This window comes from Endozoicomonas sp. OPT23, assembly GCF_009653635.1.
In the GTDB taxonomy this organism is placed as follows: domain Bacteria; phylum Pseudomonadota; class Gammaproteobacteria; order Pseudomonadales; family Endozoicomonadaceae; genus Endozoicomonas_A.
Window position 1 is genome coordinate 153,131 of sequence record NZ_PPFD01000007.1, and the last position, 17,143, is coordinate 170,273.

13 protein-coding genes are annotated in these 17,143 nt (G+C 47.9%); 4 read left to right on the plus strand and 9 right to left on the minus strand.

What is annotated here, in order from left to right; translation table 11 throughout:
- Positions 1 to 6: 6 nt before the first annotated feature.
- Both brnQ and EOPP23_RS17635 read right to left on the minus strand, forming a co-directional pair.
- Positions 7 to 1,344 (minus strand): branched-chain amino acid transport system II carrier protein, encoded by a 1,338-nt coding sequence (gene brnQ, locus EOPP23_RS17630; RefSeq protein WP_228550771.1) that lies wholly within the window; start codon positions 1,342 to 1,344, stop codon positions 7 to 9.
- Between the two features lie 339 nt (positions 1,345 to 1,683).
- A complete protein-coding gene (locus tag EOPP23_RS17635; RefSeq protein ID WP_153767322.1) occupies positions 1,684 to 2,364 on the minus strand; it encodes a tRNA-(ms[2]io[6]A)-hydroxylase in 681 nt (226 codons plus the stop codon).
- A gap of 219 nt (positions 2,365 to 2,583) precedes the next feature.
- On the opposite strand from EOPP23_RS17635, the gene EOPP23_RS17640 reads away from it, so the two are divergent.
- The 4 genes from EOPP23_RS17640 to EOPP23_RS17655 all read left to right on the plus strand — a co-directional run bounded on the left by EOPP23_RS17640 (position 2,584) and on the right by EOPP23_RS17655 (position 7,732).
- A complete protein-coding gene (locus tag EOPP23_RS17640; RefSeq protein ID WP_153767323.1) occupies positions 2,584 to 3,444 on the plus strand; it encodes a universal stress protein in 861 nt (286 codons plus the stop codon).
- A gap of 294 nt (positions 3,445 to 3,738) precedes the next feature.
- On the plus strand, positions 3,739 to 5,892 hold the full coding sequence (locus EOPP23_RS17645) for a type I secretion system permease/ATPase (protein WP_153767324.1): 2,154 nt from the start codon (positions 3,739 to 3,741) through the stop codon (positions 5,890 to 5,892).
- Positions 5,889 to 7,256 (plus strand): HlyD family type I secretion periplasmic adaptor subunit, encoded by a 1,368-nt coding sequence (locus tag EOPP23_RS17650; protein ID WP_153767325.1) that lies wholly within the window; start codon positions 5,889 to 5,891, stop codon positions 7,254 to 7,256. The genes EOPP23_RS17645 and EOPP23_RS17650 overlap by 4 nt, the downstream gene beginning before the upstream one ends.
- A 185-nt stretch (positions 7,257 to 7,441) precedes the next feature.
- Positions 7,442 to 7,732 carry an HU family DNA-binding protein gene (locus EOPP23_RS17655; protein ID WP_255471742.1) on the plus strand — a complete coding sequence of 97 codons (291 nt, stop codon included), beginning with the start codon at positions 7,442 to 7,444 and terminating at the stop codon, positions 7,730 to 7,732.
- A gap of 45 nt (positions 7,733 to 7,777) precedes the next feature.
- Here the strand turns inward: EOPP23_RS17655 and EOPP23_RS17660 are convergent, their stop codons facing one another.
- The 7 genes from EOPP23_RS17660 to EOPP23_RS17690 all read right to left on the minus strand — a co-directional run bounded on the left by EOPP23_RS17660 (position 7,778) and on the right by EOPP23_RS17690 (position 16,943).
- Complete coding sequence (locus EOPP23_RS17660; RefSeq protein WP_153767327.1) at positions 7,778 to 8,107, minus strand: helix-turn-helix transcriptional regulator; 330 nt, start codon at positions 8,105 to 8,107, stop codon at positions 7,778 to 7,780.
- A gap of 91 nt (positions 8,108 to 8,198) precedes the next feature.
- Positions 8,199 to 9,431: a glycosyltransferase family 9 protein gene (locus EOPP23_RS17665; RefSeq protein WP_153767328.1), complete on the minus strand. Its 1,233-nt coding sequence runs from the start codon at positions 9,429 to 9,431 to the stop codon at positions 8,199 to 8,201.
- A gap of 1 nt (position 9,432) precedes the next feature.
- Entirely contained in the window at positions 9,433 to 10,707 is a 1,275-nt protein-coding gene (locus EOPP23_RS17670) for a GtrA family protein (RefSeq protein WP_153767329.1), read from the minus strand.
- Positions 10,708 to 10,882: 175 nt separating this feature from the next.
- On the minus strand, positions 10,883 to 11,203 hold the full coding sequence (locus EOPP23_RS17675; RefSeq protein ID WP_153767330.1) for a tetratricopeptide repeat protein: 321 nt from the start codon (positions 11,201 to 11,203) through the stop codon (positions 10,883 to 10,885).
- A gap of 225 nt (positions 11,204 to 11,428) precedes the next feature.
- Complete coding sequence (locus tag EOPP23_RS17680) at positions 11,429 to 12,499, minus strand: enoyl-CoA hydratase/isomerase family protein (protein WP_153767331.1); 1,071 nt, start codon at positions 12,497 to 12,499, stop codon at positions 11,429 to 11,431.
- Positions 12,500 to 12,646: 147 nt separating this feature from the next.
- Positions 12,647 to 13,924 (minus strand): 2-hydroxycarboxylate transporter family protein, encoded by a 1,278-nt coding sequence (locus tag EOPP23_RS17685; RefSeq protein WP_228550773.1) that lies wholly within the window; start codon positions 13,922 to 13,924, stop codon positions 12,647 to 12,649.
- A 214-nt stretch (positions 13,925 to 14,138) separates the two neighbouring features.
- The gene (locus EOPP23_RS17690) at positions 14,139 to 16,943 is read right to left on the minus strand and encodes an insulinase family protein (protein ID WP_153767332.1); all 2,805 of its coding nucleotides are present in this window, start codon (positions 16,941 to 16,943) and stop codon (positions 14,139 to 14,141) included.
- Positions 16,944 to 17,143 lie beyond the last annotated feature (200 nt).

Here is a 17,143-nt window from a genome sequence, read left to right on the forward strand (position 1 = left end):
ACTTAATCACACAGCTGCAGTCTCTATAGAGCACTCTTCGTTGCTCTTACCGGTAGTCAGTACACCAGCAGTGAAAGCCAGAAGACCAGGCAGCATCCAGCCAAGATCATGTTCAGCCAGTGGCAGCTTAGCCAGCAGTGATGCAAACGGAGCAATTGCTTCTATCTGCCCTGCTACCAGACCATCAGTCAAGCCGATGATTGCTACCGGCAGCAGCGTAATCAGAAAGGTGCGGCCAGGGTTAGCCAAACGTTCACGAACCAGACAAAGAAGAATCAGGGTAATCGCTACCGGATAGATGGCGTACAAAGCTGGAATGGTCAAAGATAGCAATTCATTCAGACCAACGTTGGCGATCAGAGCGCTAACCAGCGTACAGCCAATCACCCAGACACGGTAGCTGGCAAAAGGCATCACCTTTGAGAAGTATTCACCACAGGCTGTCATCAGGCCAACTGCAGTAGTCAGACAAGCCAGAACAATACAAAGTGCCAGAGCTATCAAACCGGCCTGACCAAAGCTGGCGTAAACATAAGCGGTCAGAATTTCTGCACCGTTAGTGGCCTCAGGAGCGACCTCAATACTGGTGGCACCCAGATAACCCAGCGTCATATACACCAGACACAGGCCAACCGCAGCAATCAGACCTGCCTGAATAGTGTAGCGAGTGATCTGCTTGTTATCAGTGACACCACGCTGGCGCAGGCTGGAGATAATCACGATACCAAACACCAGGGCACCGAGGGTGTCCATGGTCTGGTAGCCTTCCTTAAAGCCCTTGATCAGTGGCGAAGCCATATCAGTCGTCGCACGAATCTCGCCCTGAGGGAAAAGGAACACACCTAAAGCAATGGCCAGCAAAACCAGAACCAGCATCGGCGTAATCAGTTTTCCGACAAAATCAATCAGCTTGCCCGGGTTCAAAGCCAGAACCAGTGCTACAGCAAAGAAAGCCACACTGAAATAGCTCAGCGCATTAGAACCTTCACTCAGAAAAGGAGCAACACCCATTTCGTAAGCAACGATACCGGTTCTTGGTGCGGCAAACAGAGGACCAATGGCCAGATAAAGAATAATACCGGTTACCAGCGCCACGCCTTTAGGCAAATCCTGAGTAAAACGATCCAGACCACCACCCAGTCGGGCAGCAGCAATCACACCCAGTAGCGGCAGACCAACGCCAGTCAATAGAAAACCGGCCAGTGCAGGAAACAGTTCACTGCCAGCCTGCTGGCCAAGAATCGGTGGGAAAATCATATTGCCCGCGCCAAGAAACAGGGCGAAGGTCATCAAGCCAACAGCAACAACGTCAGAAGACTTCAAAGAAAACGGTTTAGCAGACAAAGACACTACCTCAGGTGGCATTACAACATGGCAACGGCGGCTCTTTAAAAGTGCGCTTTGAAAACGCTCTTTAAAAAAATGGCCTGTTACCAGACATGTCACGGGAGGGCTCTGAAGAAGGAAGGTGTTATCTCCCGGATAAAGGAGCTAACGCTAGTGAAGGTAAAAAGTAGTACAACTTCACAGACTTGTTCCGACCGGTTAAGTCGGAACAGGACCTTGATCAAACCCGTTCAGCGATAAGCTATTTATCACATATCGGTCGACCAGTACGCAATTGTAATACTACTTAATTATCAGAGAGTTGCCACAATCAGTTAAGAGAATATCCCTGACTCTTTATGCTGCTTCAGAGGTTTTTACCGGAACACCACTGTGAAAACGGAATTCTTCATCCGGTGATTCCATAGCCTCTTTTTCAACCTCGGCAAAGAGAGCAATTCGATCTTCAATAGGTTCATCACTGATCTCCTGCGCCAGTGTCAGGTAGTCACTAAAGTGTCTTCCTTCCGACTTCAACAGCGACAGGTAAAACCTGCCGAGCTCTGCATCAAGGTGAGGAGCCAGTTTATGAAAACGTTCACAGGAACGGGCTTCGATATAGGCACCAATGATCAGTGTGTCCACCAGCTTGGCTGGCTCCCAGGTTCTGGCATGCTTCAACATTCTGCTGGCATAACGGGAAGCTTTCACCGTGGTGTACTCGATATTACGACGGGTCATGATCGCCAGCACCTGCTCGAAGTGACGCAGCTCTTCACGAGCCAGCCGGGACATTTTGTTGAGCAGATCCACATTACAGGGAATACGTTTCTGGCCTGTCACCTTAACCCCGTCCTTATAACGGAGAATCAATGACTGAGCTGCACTGGCGGCTTTCAGTTCATTGTTGGCATGGTCTATCAGAATAATATCCAGATTTTCCGGCTTTGCTGCTTCTTCAATCCATTGATCCGGAGTTTCGCAGGGCAAAAAGGCCACCAGCTCGGGAAACATCTCTGCCAGGCTTTTATCGGTCATTCAAAAATCTCAACGTGAATAGGTTAATTCTCAGAGCTCAAGGCTTCTTATGGCGCTTACCTTACCTGCTCTGAAAATAACTGTCATTCCCCCATAGCCTGTAAAGGGCTTGACCCAGATCAACTTTAACCCAACCGGCTTTCAGTAGGATGAAGTTAAAGCAGTAATAACATTCAACAACAAAACAAACTGACTGAAATTATAAAGAAGGAGCTGACCATGTATGGAGTAAGACGGATTCTTGCTGTGGTAGACACCCGTAAAGAGCAGCATCTCGCACTGAACCGGGCCATTCAGATTGCCAAAGCAACCGATTCCAGCCTGCATATTCTGGCAGCCAACCCTAAACCAACGCCCGAATCCATGGAACGTCTGGTTGAGCTGGGTCGTCTGGCCGAAGCTGATGGCATCGAAACCAGCAGTCATGAAACCTGGCGCAGTAACGTGATTGAAACCATTATTCATGTTCGTCAGGCTGAGCGTTGCCATCTGGTCGTGAAAGATCACCAGCCAGAAAGCTTTCTGGAAAAAACCCTGAAGACACCTGTCGACTGGACTCTGATGCGAAAGAGCCGGGTTCCTGTGCTACTGGTCAAACATGACCGTCCCTATAACGAGCAAAACATACTGGCGACCATCAATGCTGATCCGGACGATGCCGAACATCAGCTGCTTAACATGGCGATCATGAAGAATGCCCAGGCGGCCTGCCAGCCTTTTGCCGGCAAACTGAATATGGCAACCGCTTACCCTACCGTTATGCTGGCCACCCAGAACCACCTGGACGGCAAGAGTGATCGGGAACACTATCAGGACAACTGTGCGTTTTTCGCCAATGACTATGGCGTAGGCGTTGAAAATATCCATGTTCGTCCCAGCCCGGCTGAGACCATGATTCCCTCTCTGGCGAAAGAGCTGGGCATTGAACTGCTGATTATGGGTACTCATGCCAGAACCGGCATTTCTGCGGTTACTTTGGGCAATACCGCTGAACAGTTGACCCGGCATATTGAATGCGATCTGCTGGCCGTTCAGTCCAGACATCATATGATGCCGCTGGAAAGAGAACTGGAACAATAGTCCTCTTGCTGCAGCTCTCCGATGAGTGGCTGCAGCCACCTTTACCCTGTCCTTCCTGCACCAGAATACCGTTTTAGTGCTTAGCTTCTTTCTTAATTCCTGACACCCAGCGCCTTTCTCAATCCAGCTCCTTCCTCAATATCATTACTCAAATTGCTTTATATCAATTCATATCTATATTTACATTTCTTCACACCTGTTGCTTAAAGCTCTTGGTACTAACGTAACTGATACGACTATTCCAGGCAGCCATTGCAAACAAAAATAATAAATTAATGGCAGGTCTTACTGGCTATGGACTCTCAACCTCATTCAACAGATACAGAACAGACAGCAAAAAGCAGCTTACCTTCCTTTATTGCCAGCCTGATAAAACTGTGTCGCCATTACGAAATCCCCACATCGGTTGAATTTCTGACCGCAGGGCTGCCGCTGGTGAACTGCGATCTCAATCCGCCGCTGTTTATCAGGGCGAGTGAAAGAGCCGGTCTGAGCACACAACTGCACAGCATCGAGCTGGAGCACCTTAATCCTGACGTTCTACCTGTCGTGATGATTACCAGAAACAATCATGCCTGTTTAATTCAGAAGCTCGATCATCAGCAGAAGAGTGCCAGTGTGTATTACCCTGAGCATGACTCAACGCTCGTCGTCAGCCTGGAACAGTTAGCAGCGGATTACTCTGGCAACTGCCTATTGATTAAGAAGCAGGCGACATTTGACCAGCGAACACCTCAGTTTCTCAAGCTTCCGGAAAAACACTGGTTCTGGAGCACCCTGCTCCGCTCCAAAGCTATTTACCGAGACGTATTACTGGCTTCACTGGTGATTAATCTGTTCGCCATAATCAGTCCACTCTTCGTAATGAACGTCTATGACCGGGTAGTTCCTAACAATGCCATAGAAACACTGTGGGTTCTGGCCATAGGTGCAGCGATCGCCTACCTGTTTGACCTGCTGTTAAAACTGGCCCGAACGCGCTTTATTGATATTGCCGGAAAACGCTCAGACATACTCTTGTCAGCAAAAATGTTCGAACAGGCTCTGGGGCAGAAAATGAATCAAAGACCTGCCTCTGTCGGCGCCTTTGCCCGTCATATTCAGGAGTTTGACTACATTCGGGAATTCATCACCTCTTCAACCATCGCCACGCTGGTAGACCTGCCCTTCTCTCTGCTGATTCTTCTGGTGATTGCTCTGCTGGCTGGCCCTTTGGCGATTATCCCATTGGTGGGCATAGTCATTCTGATCGTTCACTCTCTGACCATTCAGCCACTGTTGCGAACCTGCATTACCAATAATCAGCAGGCCAGCGCCCGTAAAAATGCGGTGCTGATTGAAGCCCTTTCCGGCATAGAGAGCATCAAGGCCAAGTCCGCTGAAGGAGAGCTGCAGGGGAACTGGGAAGCCCTGATTGGTCATATATCCAGATGGGAAATAAAAAGTCGTTTACTGACCAGTTCAACCGCCAGTATTGCCGCCTTTGTGATTCAGATGGTGACTATTGCCACCGTCGTTGCCGGTGTATATCTGATTGCGGCTCAACAATTGTCACTGGGAGGACTGATCGCTGCCGTTATGCTCTCCAGTCGCTGCCTTTCACCCGCAGCTCAGTTAACCGGGTTATCCACACGCTTCTATCAGGCAAAATCGGCACTGCTTGCCCTCGACCAGCTAATGAACCAGCAGACCGAACAGGAGAGCAGTCAGAAGCCCATACCTGTACCTGCAGAGTTTAAAGCCATTGAATTCAAGCAGGTTGATTTTACTTATGCCAAACAACACACCACTGCACTGACAGGCTTAAACCTACACATCAAAGCCGGTGAAAAAGTCGGCATTATCGGACGCATTGGCTCGGGGAAAAGCACCCTTCAGCGACTGTTAATGCGCTTCTACGAACCCGATTCAGGCTCCATTCGCATCAACGGCATCGATACCCGTCAGGTTTCCAGTCAGGAGTTAAGACAACGGATTGGCTATATCCATCAGGATACCCAGCTCTATTTCGGTACGGTTTGGGACAACATTGTTCTGGGTGCTGGCCATATCGACGAAGCAGCCGTACTGGCTGCTGCACAACTAAGTGGCGTGACGGCTATCACCGACGAACACCCGAAAGGTCTTCATATGCCCGTTGCCGAACAGGGCAGCAACCTGTCTGGTGGACAGCGTCAGGCCATTGCTTTGGCCAGAGCCCTGATCAATAACCCGGACATACTGCTGTTTGATGAACCCTGCAGCGCCATGGACAGTCTCTCCGAGTACCTGTTCAAAGAGAAGCTCAAAGGGCTGCTGGAAAATAAAACCCTGATTATGTCGACTTACAAAAGCAGCATGCTGGAGCTCGTCGACCGAATCATTGTGATTGAACAGGGCAAACTGGTTGCTGACGGTCCAAAAGACGAAGTATTAGCCGCTCTGGCTAAAGGCAGGCTAACGCAATGAAAGCACTTTCAGAACAACTGAAACAATTTAGAAAACGCTGGAAAGCCTATCAACAGCATCATTTGTCGCTTGATTTCATGCCTGACACCAGCGCCGCACTGTTAATGCAGCCAACCGGTGGTGGCCGTCTATTGATCTACCTGATCAGTCTGACCGTACTGGTCTTTTTCGTCTGGGCGGGGTTCGCCGCTATCGACGAAATTGCCCGGGGCGATGGCAAGGTTATTCCATCCAGCCGTGTGCAGATCATTCAGAATCTGGAAGGCGGTATTGTCACAGATATTCTGGTGGAAGAAGGTCAACTGGTTGAACAAAACCAGCCTTTGCTGCGCCTTGATAATACCCGTTTCCTGTCGGTTAAAAGGGAAGCTGAATTGGAACTGCAGGCGCTTATGGTGACAAGCTGTCGCTTAAAGGCAGAGATCTCCGGACAGCCTCTGGAGTTTAATGAAGATATACGACAATTTAGAAGCCAGATTGAAAGGGAGATAGACCTCTACAACAACAGGGACGAAGTTCTGAACTCTGAATTGAAGATTGCCAAGGAAAAAATCAGACAGAGCCAGCAGGAACTCAACGAGATGAGTTCACGTATTGAGTTTCTTGGTAAAAGTGTTGCCCTGGCCCGCAAGGAACTGAAGCTCACTACTGCATTGAATAAACAGGGCGCTGTTTCAGAAGTTGAACTGATCAGACAGCAGCATCGGGAAAATGATCTGGCTGGCGACGTGCAAGCCGCAAAGCTCGCTATTCCACGACTGAGATCTGCTCTCGAGGCCGCTCAACAGGCTGCTAGCGAAGTAACTCTTAATTTTCGCAGCCAGGCCATGGAAGAGTTCAAGCAGAACCAACTACGTATATCGCAACTGGAAGAAGCGATCACTTCCCATTCAGACAGGGTGGATAGAACCCTTGTCAGATCTCCTATGATTGGCCGGGTAAAGAAGATTCATCACAACACTCTGGGTGGTGTCGTACAACCAGGAATGGACCTGATGGAAATTGTTCCGGTGCAGGATCAGCTACTGATAGAAGTCAGAGTTCGTCCAAAAGATATTGCCTTTTTAAAGACCGGTCTTGCCGCCATCGTCAAGGTAACCGCTTATGACTTTGCCATCTATGGCAGTCTGAAAGGACAGGTTGAACACATCAGTGCGGACTCAATTCAGGACGAAAACGGTCAGAGCTTCTATATTGTTCGAGTCAGAACCGAAAAGAGCCACCTTGATGCCAATGCCCAGTCTCTGCCAATCATTCCCGGAATGCAGACCAGTGTCGACATTCTGACTGGCAGAAAAACTGTTCTGAGTTACCTGCTCAAGCCGATTATTCGCGCCAGACAGAATGCTCTCAGGGAAGCATGAACAGAATGAGTTGCAGAGTCTCTGCCTGTCAGCTCGGGTGGTCTTTTCTTTCTTACAGGGAGTGAGAAGGTCTGATAACTGTTATCACAATCCGATTCATCCATGGGTTGTGAGCGACTGAGCAATTGACACTGCTCAGACCAGTGCCCGGCGACACTGACGTCGGGATTTTCCATTCAAAAAGACTGAAACAGAGACAGGCGATGAACAAGAAAGAGCTTGTTGAGCAGATTGCCGAGCAATCCAGCCTTTCCAAAAACAAGGCTGAAATGGCGATCAATGCCTTTATTCACCACACTCAGGAAAGTCTGGCCAAAGGCGATGTTGTGCAACTGATCGGATTTGGCACCTTCTCCGTTGCTGACAGGGCCGCCAGAAAAGGCAGAAACCCTCAGACCGGCCAGGAAATACATATACCTGCCTGTAAGATGCCACAATTCAAACCGGGGAATAAACTGAGAGAAAGCGTTAAGTAGTCGTTAACGGCTCCCGAAGCTGAGGAGATATCCAGGGCTTCGGGACTAATTCATCGCCTTCATAACATTGAGGATCGCGCGCTTCTTCTTGTTGTTCATACGATTCAGGGTACGCATGATCTCGTCATCAACCTTGGTATCGCAGATAGTATCAGAAGGCTCGGAAAGGTATTGATTACCCCTGCCAGTCGCCATCCACTCAAATGATACTTCCAGTAATTCAGACATTTTTCGGAGATTTTCAAGGCTGGGACTGCTCATCTCTGTTTCCCATTGCGCCAAAGCACTTCGTGAGACACCAATCAAGTCAGCCAGAGCCTGTTGAGAGAGACGCTTCTCCTTGCGTGATCGCAGAATCCGTGTTGTCAGGTTCATCCATGAACTCTCATCGTCGGAAAAAATAAATCTTATTAAAATTTAGTGTATCACAAGCCTCAGTAATGACCGTGAGCGATAACGAGCACGCTTATGCCGAGCCCTTTATCAATGAGTGCCTGCCTAAAAAAGGAATCACCAGATCCAACACCTGGTCGGCTGTAATCTGTTTGAGACACTGATTATCCTGACAGCTGGTCTTCCTGTGATTAGCCGCACTGACACAGGGCGAGCAAGGCAAACCGGCGTAAATAGGCACTGAATTCCCCAGAGAGCTATATAAGGCCGGTGTTTCCGGGCCGAACAGTACATAGGTTCGCAGGTCAGTCACAGAAGCAAAGTGCGGTGGCCCAGAGTCGTTACTGAGCATCATCTCTGATATTGAATAAAGCGGAACCAGCTGTTCGAAACTGAAAGCACCAGCGCTGTTAACGCATCGTTCCTGATCCTTCACCATGGCACGCAGAGCTTCCGCCCCCTGCTGTTCCGACCTGGAGCCGGTAATCAGAACCAGTACATCATCAAATTGGTTCAGCATGCCATTAATCACTTCGGCATAACTGGTTCTAAGCCAGCGCCTTTGGGGGACAAGGTCACTGGCATTAGGATTGATCAGAACCAGACGGCTGTGACCTGGTTGATAGACTGGCGTTAATTGCTTAAGCCGCTGAATCACCTCTTCTCTTAACTCTTTGTTGACTGCTGCTCTGGCAAGAACAGGCTCCTGCTCTGACAGTACTTTCTGATAAGGCTGGTGATCAGCCGACAGAGTCGCCTGCACCAGTGTCATAAAGTTTCTGGAAATGTGTTTATGAGCGTTGTACATCACCGGATGAGTCAGAAAATTGCCACGATAAAGCCCTTCTTCATGAACCCGGTGAAACCCCGCCCTGATTTCAGCACCGGAAAGTCGGGTTAGAATCGCGGTAAAGCGTGAAAAGAGTTCAAGGTCGACTACGGTGTTAATCTTTTGTTTTCGAACCCACAGTAAAAAGCGAACCGTACTGCTCAGTAATGTCCAGATACTGTCTGGTTTAAGAATAAAAATATTTTCCTTTGGAACCGTACCCAACAAACCAAGACTGCAGGCGTTTTTCTCAAAGATGACAAAGTAAAGTTCTTTATCCTGTTGCTCCAGCCAGCGCATGGCAGGGTCCACTAGTACAGCACTGCCCATTTCAGACAGTTCAACAAACATGACTTTTCTGGCAACAGGTTTTGCACGGCGCTGGAAATAGTCAACCGGCCAATAGAGAACTTGCAACAACAGACAAATTGGCTGACCAAAATAGCGGTCAATAAAGCGCATGGTGTCGACTTTCAAATCAAATTTCTCCGCCTTTTTTAAAACCGTCGGGGTTTAAACTGTTTTCTCGACTGCCATGGGTTCTTCCATTATTAGAATTATCGGCTGTGAATATGACACTGGATGCCACGGTAAAATTAAAGAACATGCCCACAGCCACACCGGCAACCAGTCCTAACCGTTTGTAGTCCGCAAAGAATTCAATATAAGTTGTCAGAAGATAATAGCTGCCCCAGTTCAGAACAAAACTGAAGAGACACATCAGCAGGTACTTCAGCCACTGCCTTAACTTGCTCTGTCTGGGAACATGAGCAAAGGTGTAGTTGCGATTCCAGAACCAGTTCCAGCTGGCTGCAACCCAGTACGAAGCAGCCCTGGCCTGGAGGTGAGGCACTCCTGACAGCGTGATCAATGTGTAGGAACCAAGATCCACCACAAAACCACTTCCGCCCACCAGACCAAACTTCATGAAACGCTGGAATGTGGCTCTGCACCAGGAGGCCATTGTTTGAAATCTGTCACCTTCCAGGCAGGACTTAATGAGATTCCAGATAATCAGAGTCAGCGTCAGGCAGGCAAGCGCATACTGAGTCAGTAATATATACAGTTGATCACGATAACCGTTGTCGTAGACAGGCAGCATCAGCACGCAGAGCAAGCCCAGAACTAAAAACAAGCCCCGCCCTAAACCTGATAACTGTACTTTTGAGCCAAGCAGAGACCCCAAAACCGCTGAAACAACACCAAGCCAGGCGCCTGGTAACAGATCCAATGGCCAGTGAGCTCCCACGACAACTCTTGAAATCGCTACCAGCACTGCAAAAATCAATACCAGCAGTGAAAAAGCCTTACTGCCATAGAGAAACACCAGACCAGCCAATAGAAAAACGGTGCCTGTATGACCGGAAGGCATGGAGTTTGCTCTTAATTCGGGACCAAGAACCCTGACCGCTTCATTCAGCTCAGCGAGAGGTCTGGCGCTGGCAATGAGTTCCTTGCCACCATTCAATAGCAGAGCGCCGATAATCATTGTCAGTATCAGCACCCAGTATTTACCGGGCGAATTAATGAAAAGCAGCATCGCCAACGGGTATAGAAAGAAGCCGTCACCAAAATTGGTCAACAATATCCAGACAGGAGTAAGCCAGCCATAATCGACACTATTGATCTGCGTAAAAACCTGTTGGTTCATTCCCGGCTGAAGGAGCAACAGAGCCATAGGCAACAGCAATAGTGTTGCCAAGCCAATGACCACTCCTGCCTTTTTTATATCAGGACTGTCGTGCAGCAGCATGCTGTCATGAACTCCATATCTGACATATCAACATTTTTATTACCGCCATCTTGGAGAACGGAAGTATAGCTACTGCTCAGGCAGTAGATTTAAAACTGTCTTGAATTCAGATGTACTGCCAAATCACAGCACTTCACGAATCTATGTTCAGATATATATCTTCACTAACCAGCAATCATTTAAGAATTTCCAATTGCAGAATTGCTTGCGGGAAACCCTTGTCAGCAGCCAGCTGATAGTAAGCAAGAGATTTTTCACGGTTCATGGGCGTGCCATACCCCATCTGGTACATCCTTGCGACCCAGTGTTGAGCACAGTCCAGACCGGAGTCGGCCTGTTTTTTCAGAATGGAAAATGCTTCCAGGTAATTTCCTGACACATAATGATTCAACCCGGAAGAACAACTTTTGTCGTTCGCAATTGAGTCAGACGCCAGTACGGATAAACTGAAGGGAAGAATAAGAAGAGCAGTAAGAAATATTGGCCGGGCACTCATAAAAACAATCCTTGTTTAATGAATTATGCAACAGCTAAGTGTGTAGACACACAATCGAATATAAAATTACTGTTTGCCCGCCAAAGACGGGCAAACAGTTTATGAATTCGTATGCCTGGCTACTTATATTTCTTATCCTCTCAGAAAACGAAGCGGAAAATCAAAGTCAATTCTGAAAGAGCCCTGACAAGCTGAGCACATAAAGCTCTTTCAGAAAAGGGTGAATCAACTTTCGAGCACAAAAAAGCTTTCAAGTGTTTCGCTGGATATTTCAGCCAGACTGGAAAATTTCCATTCAGGCTTCTGGTCTTTATCGACCAGGAGTGCTCGCACACCTTCAGCAACATCGCCCTTTATTGTGCAGTTAATGGACAGAATAAGCTCACTGTCAAAAGCCTCTTTCAGAGAATAATGACGACTGCGACGTAACTGTTCAAATGTGATCGCGGCGGACAAAGGCGACCCTTTCAGTGCTGTCGCTGAGGCTTTCTGCAACCACTCATCGTCAGTGCTGACTTGCTCCAGATCAGCCAGAACATCTTTAAGGAAAGGGTGATCCATCAGCTGACTGATAATGTCCCGATGCTCCCTGATTTTTGAGTAAGGTAACCAGCCTGCACTGTTATCAGCATGATGCTGAATGACATTATGAGTGATCTGGTAAGCATTGCCCTGCCAGTCTGCCTGCTGGAGTGATTGTAAGACATTTTCCCGAAACGCATGATCGATAAAACGGTTAGCCAAACCAAGGTATTTAGCATCGGCCGGGTTAAGGCGACAACCGGTCAGCCCCATAAACAGACCAATTCTGGCTGGCATTTTGTTCAACACCCAGGAAGCGCCCACATCCGGATAAAGGCCTATGGTGATTTCAGGCATGGCCATCATGGTGGTATTGGTAGCAATACGGAAATCAGCCCCAAACATCAAACCAAGCCCCCCCCCCATGACAATGCCATTACCCCAGCAAACAACCGGTTTCTGGTAAGTATGCAGCAGATAATCCAGTTGATACTCAGCTTCAAAAAAACATTTTACTGTTGCTTCATCCTGACTCAGTGCAGCCTGCCTCAGGCTTCGAACGTCACCACCGGCGCAAAAGGCTTTGTCACCAGCACCCTGAATAAAAATACAGCTGATACGACTGTCAGTCTGCCACTCGGTAAGTTGATCGAGCAGACAGTCAATCATCTCCTGATCAAGCGAGTTCAGACTCTTTTCGGCATTCAACGTCAGTACACCGATAGAATGGTTCGATACAGTTTTCAGCTCTTCACACAGGACTTTATCAGTCATCCTATACCCCTTACCCTTTTTCATGGCACTCAAACGGCGAATTCAACATCTGCCACGTACACCAGAAAAATGTACGCTGACAATCACAAAAATTATTTTAATTTGAATCACTATAAAGTGAGGTCTATGCAGGTTCAAATACGACCTTTAGACGAAGCCTAACAGGGCAGTCGCCAACAGCAGAATCATGGCGCCACCCATGCGAGAGGAAATCTGGGCAAAAGGCATAAGATTCATACGACGACTTGCTGATAAAACAGCAATATCTCCAGTTCCTCCCATATTAGCCATACAGAGACCAGCCGTAATGGAAGCTTCAATCGGGTAGAAACCAAGCAACCGCCCTACTGTGCCAGCACCAATAATCGCGCCTGTGACCGTCGCCATGACCAAAAACACATAAGGCAGGGAAATAACCATAGCGACCTGCTGCAGGTCAGTAAAACCAACACCGATACAGGCCAGCAAAGCAGGCGTCAGAGCCAGCACCATAAAGTTACCCCAGAGTGCTGCACTCTCTTCAAAGTAGGCAGGCATTATGCCGAGCCCTTTGACCAGACCAACAGCAGCAATCATCAAGGCATAAGGGTGCAAAGGCAGAATCTGGCTCAATAAATAGCCAATAACATAGAAACTGGTGGATACAAAAAGGCCTGATCCCATTCGAGCCAGACAAACTACCGTGTCATTGTCATCGGAATGGCCATTAATCATGGCCTGTCCTTTCATAAGCCGACCGTCACCGCTGAGTCCGGGCTTATGTTTCCCCAGCTTTTCTAGTAGCCCTGCAGCAATAATGGCAAACAAGTTACCCAGCACAACAGCTGGCACCATCTTGGAAAGCACCGAAGTAGCATCAGAGTCAATGACTCGGGCAAAGATCTCCGCCAGGGGAACGGCTCCTGCTCCCATACCGCCACCCATAATTGGCAGACCAACAAAAAAGATGGCTTCTGTGAAGCCGCTACCAATCAGAAAACCAGCTACACCGGCAAAGACCAGCGCACAGACAACACCACCAAGAATTACCGGGAAAAACCAGACTGCCGACTTCAACAATAAATCTCTGTCCATACCCAGTAGGCTTCCTGAAATCAACGCTGAAATAAACAGCGTGAGAAAGCCTTGGTCACGAACAAATAAAGTAACACTGTGGGAAAGGGTCTCTGGTATCAGGCCTCCTGCGACCATCAGGCTGGATCCAAATATAACAACGATAGGTCCACCACCAAGATAATCCCTGATCCAGCCAAGCCTTTCACCCAGCGCGTTGAGAACCCCACCCAACGCCATAATGAAGGCAAAGATACCGCTGAAACCTTCTGGCAGCATACCTGTAAACCCTGCAACAATGATGATCAGGCAGAACAGGCTGAGACAGAAAAAAACAGCTCGCTGTGAAGACGGTGCGTCAGGGACGGACAAAGATATGAGCTCCTGTGAGACTTTGTTATTTTGAAATGTCACTAACTAATAGCAAACGTGGAGTGAAAAGCTCAGTTTTTTGATGATTTTTATTTATTTTTTATCGCATAAATAAGCAAAGAGAATGCAAAACAGGTGTTCCGCATAATAAAAAGCCCCTCTCTGGATCACCAGAAAGGGGCTTTGCTGATTCAACTCAGCCAATCAAGTAGCATCAGACAGGTTCAGGCTCTTTTGTCTTACCTTGGCCGGAAATGGTCAAACGGCCTTTGTCCTTCCGAATCACATCCAGAGCGGTCTGAATATCCTTCACTTTTACCTTTCTGACTTCTTCAGCAATCTGCTTCTGGAAATCAAACCCAGACTCACGTCCATCCAATATCTGCCAGAAACGGCCACTCCGTTCATCCAAATTGGCGTCTTTTTTCAAAAGATCGCCAATCAGTCCCTGTCGATACTGTTCCAGTTCTTTATCCGATAGTTTTTTCAACTTTTGAACTTGCCCTTCAAGAAAATCATCGACTCGGTCTGCAATTCCCTCTGGCCCCAGGACTGGGGACTGAACCACAAAAATAAGCCCGGGATGACGCTCAATAGGACGGGCACTGGCAAAAACAACGTAGCCAAGCTGCTGTTCTGTCCGCAACTGGTTAGCAAACGGCGTTGCTAACAGTCGACCTAACAGGGAATAGATAGCTCGGCTTTTATTGCTGGTTTCCGGACGCTGGAAATAGCTGACATAGACAGAATCGTTATGCTGAAACTGGTTCTCGATAGTCTCGTTAACATCGTCCAGAACATTGAACGACTGCTTAAAAGCCTCCGTTCTGTTGCCATCGTTAAGCAAACGGCTATCAACCAGAGCCGCCAACTGTTCTGCTTCGGTCTGGCTGAAGTTGCCATGAACCAGCATGGAGACATGAATCGCATCATAAAAATCTGCAGCAAATGCCTGCAGCTTTTGCAGATCAACTCGACCGGCCGCTGCCAGAATCTCATCATCATTAAGATTTCTGGGGAACAGCTCCTGGCTCAGAAGATCCATGGCCAGACGATAAGGGGGCTGAAACTGACGATTGCGAATTCTTCGTGCCAGCAGGTCACGTTCCTGTTCAAAGTCCACTTCCCGGGGTTTGAACTTACTGACAGCATCAAGAATCTTCTTCAACAACAGGCTCTGTTTATCCTGATAGCCGGATAAAGCGATCACCAGCCCCTCACGGCCACTGGACAAACCATAATGCAGACCCGCTTCCCGGGCAGGATAACCAAACTCATTGAGACTGCGTGACAACAGCGCACGATAAAGCTGTAACAGAACAATATCTTCAGCCGTGTCAGAGGCTTTATCAGTAGAAATCTTGATTCGAATATTGGCTCTCGGTACCTGGAAACTATTATCTGTCATATTCCAGAGGGTAAAGCCCGGTTTTTCTACGAGCCTAACGGGCTCCTGCTGAACATCAGCCTTGCGCAGTTCAAGATCAGTTGCAACAAAGTTATTGGGCTTGGGAATCGTCAGTTCCGTATGCATTTGTGGTTCTGACAACCTTTTCTTCAGCTGCGACGACAGGCCGCTGATGCGGTAGTGAGTACCAAAATAAGGTTCTACTTTATTGGTTCTTAAACCCTGAGCAATGACAGTCTGTCGCAGATGCCCTGGCGTCATTTCCAGCAACAAACTATTGATCAACTCGGGATCAAATTCTTCGTAGAGGTAATTGGCATTGAGAATATCACCGGCAGGGACATCATGAATTCGACTGGCCAGACCGGAAGCCGTTGACTGTGGGTTGTAGTCTTCCTGATAACGGAAACCCAGATCAGCAATCTTGCCGCTCTCTTCATACATCCACTGCTGAATACCCTGTTGACGAATCAAGTTCAGATAATCAAACACTATCGCGGTTATATCATCCACCTGTTCCAGACCAGACTCAGTCAGCTCCATTCGAACATTGAACTCACTGTACTCATCGGGCACATCACTGGAATAGGCGGCTAAAGATTCAATCAGTCCACGCTGTTTCAGGTAGCTATGCAAGCTGCCAGCACCTTCGTAACCGAGAATACGGGCAAGATAGCCCAGCGGCTTTTTGCGATAGAGATGGTACTGACTCGCCATAGGAAAGCTCAATGACAAAATGCGAGTATCTTTCAAAGGCTCCAGATTAATCCTGACACCTAACTGATTTTCAGAGTAAGGAGCCTTGCCAGTAACCGTGTCTATCTTTTCACCAACCGGCACATCTTTAAACGAGGTCTTCAGCCATTGCTCAAGGGTATCAACCGACTCTTTGCCGTAAACAACCACACCAATATTACTGGCAACGTAATAACGGTCATAAAAGGTTTTCAGATCCTTCCAGAGAGAAACACCATCGGCATTTTCCAGCGTCTCAAGGCTGCCGATATTGAAGCGGCTCTTTGGGTGTTCTGGATTAGAAGTCGCGTTCTGGGCAATCAGCAGACGCCAACTGTCTTCCTTGGCATGGAGTTTATACTCGGAATCCACAGCATTGCGTTCACGCTCGACGTATTCAGGATCAAGACTGGGTGACACAAAAAACTGGGCCAGCTGATCCAGCGCTGGTTGCAGCTGGTCACTGTTAATATCAAAGAAATAATTGGTCCGGGTATTGGCCGTATAAGCATTAGCATTGCCGCCATTGGCCCGAATGAATTTGAAGTAGCTGTCTACTTCCGGGTATTTGGCATTGCCCAGAAACAGCATATGTTCAAGAAAATGAGCCAATCCCAGACGGTTATCAGGATCCTGCCAACTGCCGACATTAACATCTACGGCAGCTGCCGCCTTGTCGGTATCCGGATCAGAGATCAACAGAGCCTTCAAGCCATTATCAAGAGTAAGATAACGATAGTCCCTGTCATCCGCCGGGCTTTTAATTATCACCTGGCTGGTTTTATCCATTGGATCCCGTTCTGCAGTCAATGTACACCCACCTAACAGCACTGTTGCCAGAATTCCGGCAAACCATGAGACGTGCTTTATTACCATATATATTCCACACCTTGATAAAGGCTTAAATCATTATGCCTGTAATAGGCACAGAACCATAGTAGATAAAAATCCGGTACTTCTTTTACCGGCCTTTACATTTTTCGACGTCTCACAGACATTCTTTGATTGTTAAATAACATCACTGCAATAAATCACTGCAAGCGTTTTATACAGCTAGTTTTCTACAAAGCTATTTC

Excerpts from the sequence above, each read along its gene's own strand:
- EOPP23_RS17650 (WP_153767325.1), top strand. The coding sequence starts at position 5,889 with ATGAAAGCACTTTCAGAACAACTGAAACAATTTAGAAAACGCTGGAAA.
- EOPP23_RS17670 (WP_153767329.1), bottom strand. The coding sequence starts at position 10,707 with ATGCTGCTGCACGACAGTCCTGATATAAAAAAGGCAGGAGTGGTCATT.
- EOPP23_RS17675 (WP_153767330.1), bottom strand. The coding sequence starts at position 11,203 with ATGAGTGCCCGGCCAATATTTCTTACTGCTCTTCTTATTCTTCCCTTC.
- EOPP23_RS17640 (WP_153767323.1), top strand. The coding sequence starts at position 2,584 with ATGTATGGAGTAAGACGGATTCTTGCTGTGGTAGACACCCGTAAAGAG.
- EOPP23_RS17645 (WP_153767324.1), top strand. The coding sequence starts at position 3,739 with ATGGACTCTCAACCTCATTCAACAGATACAGAACAGACAGCAAAAAGC.
- EOPP23_RS17680 (WP_153767331.1), bottom strand. The coding sequence starts at position 12,499 with ATGACTGATAAAGTCCTGTGTGAAGAGCTGAAAACTGTATCGAACCAT.
- EOPP23_RS17660 (WP_153767327.1), bottom strand. The coding sequence starts at position 8,107 with ATGAACCTGACAACACGGATTCTGCGATCACGCAAGGAGAAGCGTCTC.
- EOPP23_RS17690 (WP_153767332.1), bottom strand. The coding sequence starts at position 16,943 with ATGGTAATAAAGCACGTCTCATGGTTTGCCGGAATTCTGGCAACAGTG.
- EOPP23_RS17635 (WP_153767322.1), bottom strand. The coding sequence starts at position 2,364 with ATGACCGATAAAAGCCTGGCAGAGATGTTTCCCGAGCTGGTGGCCTTT.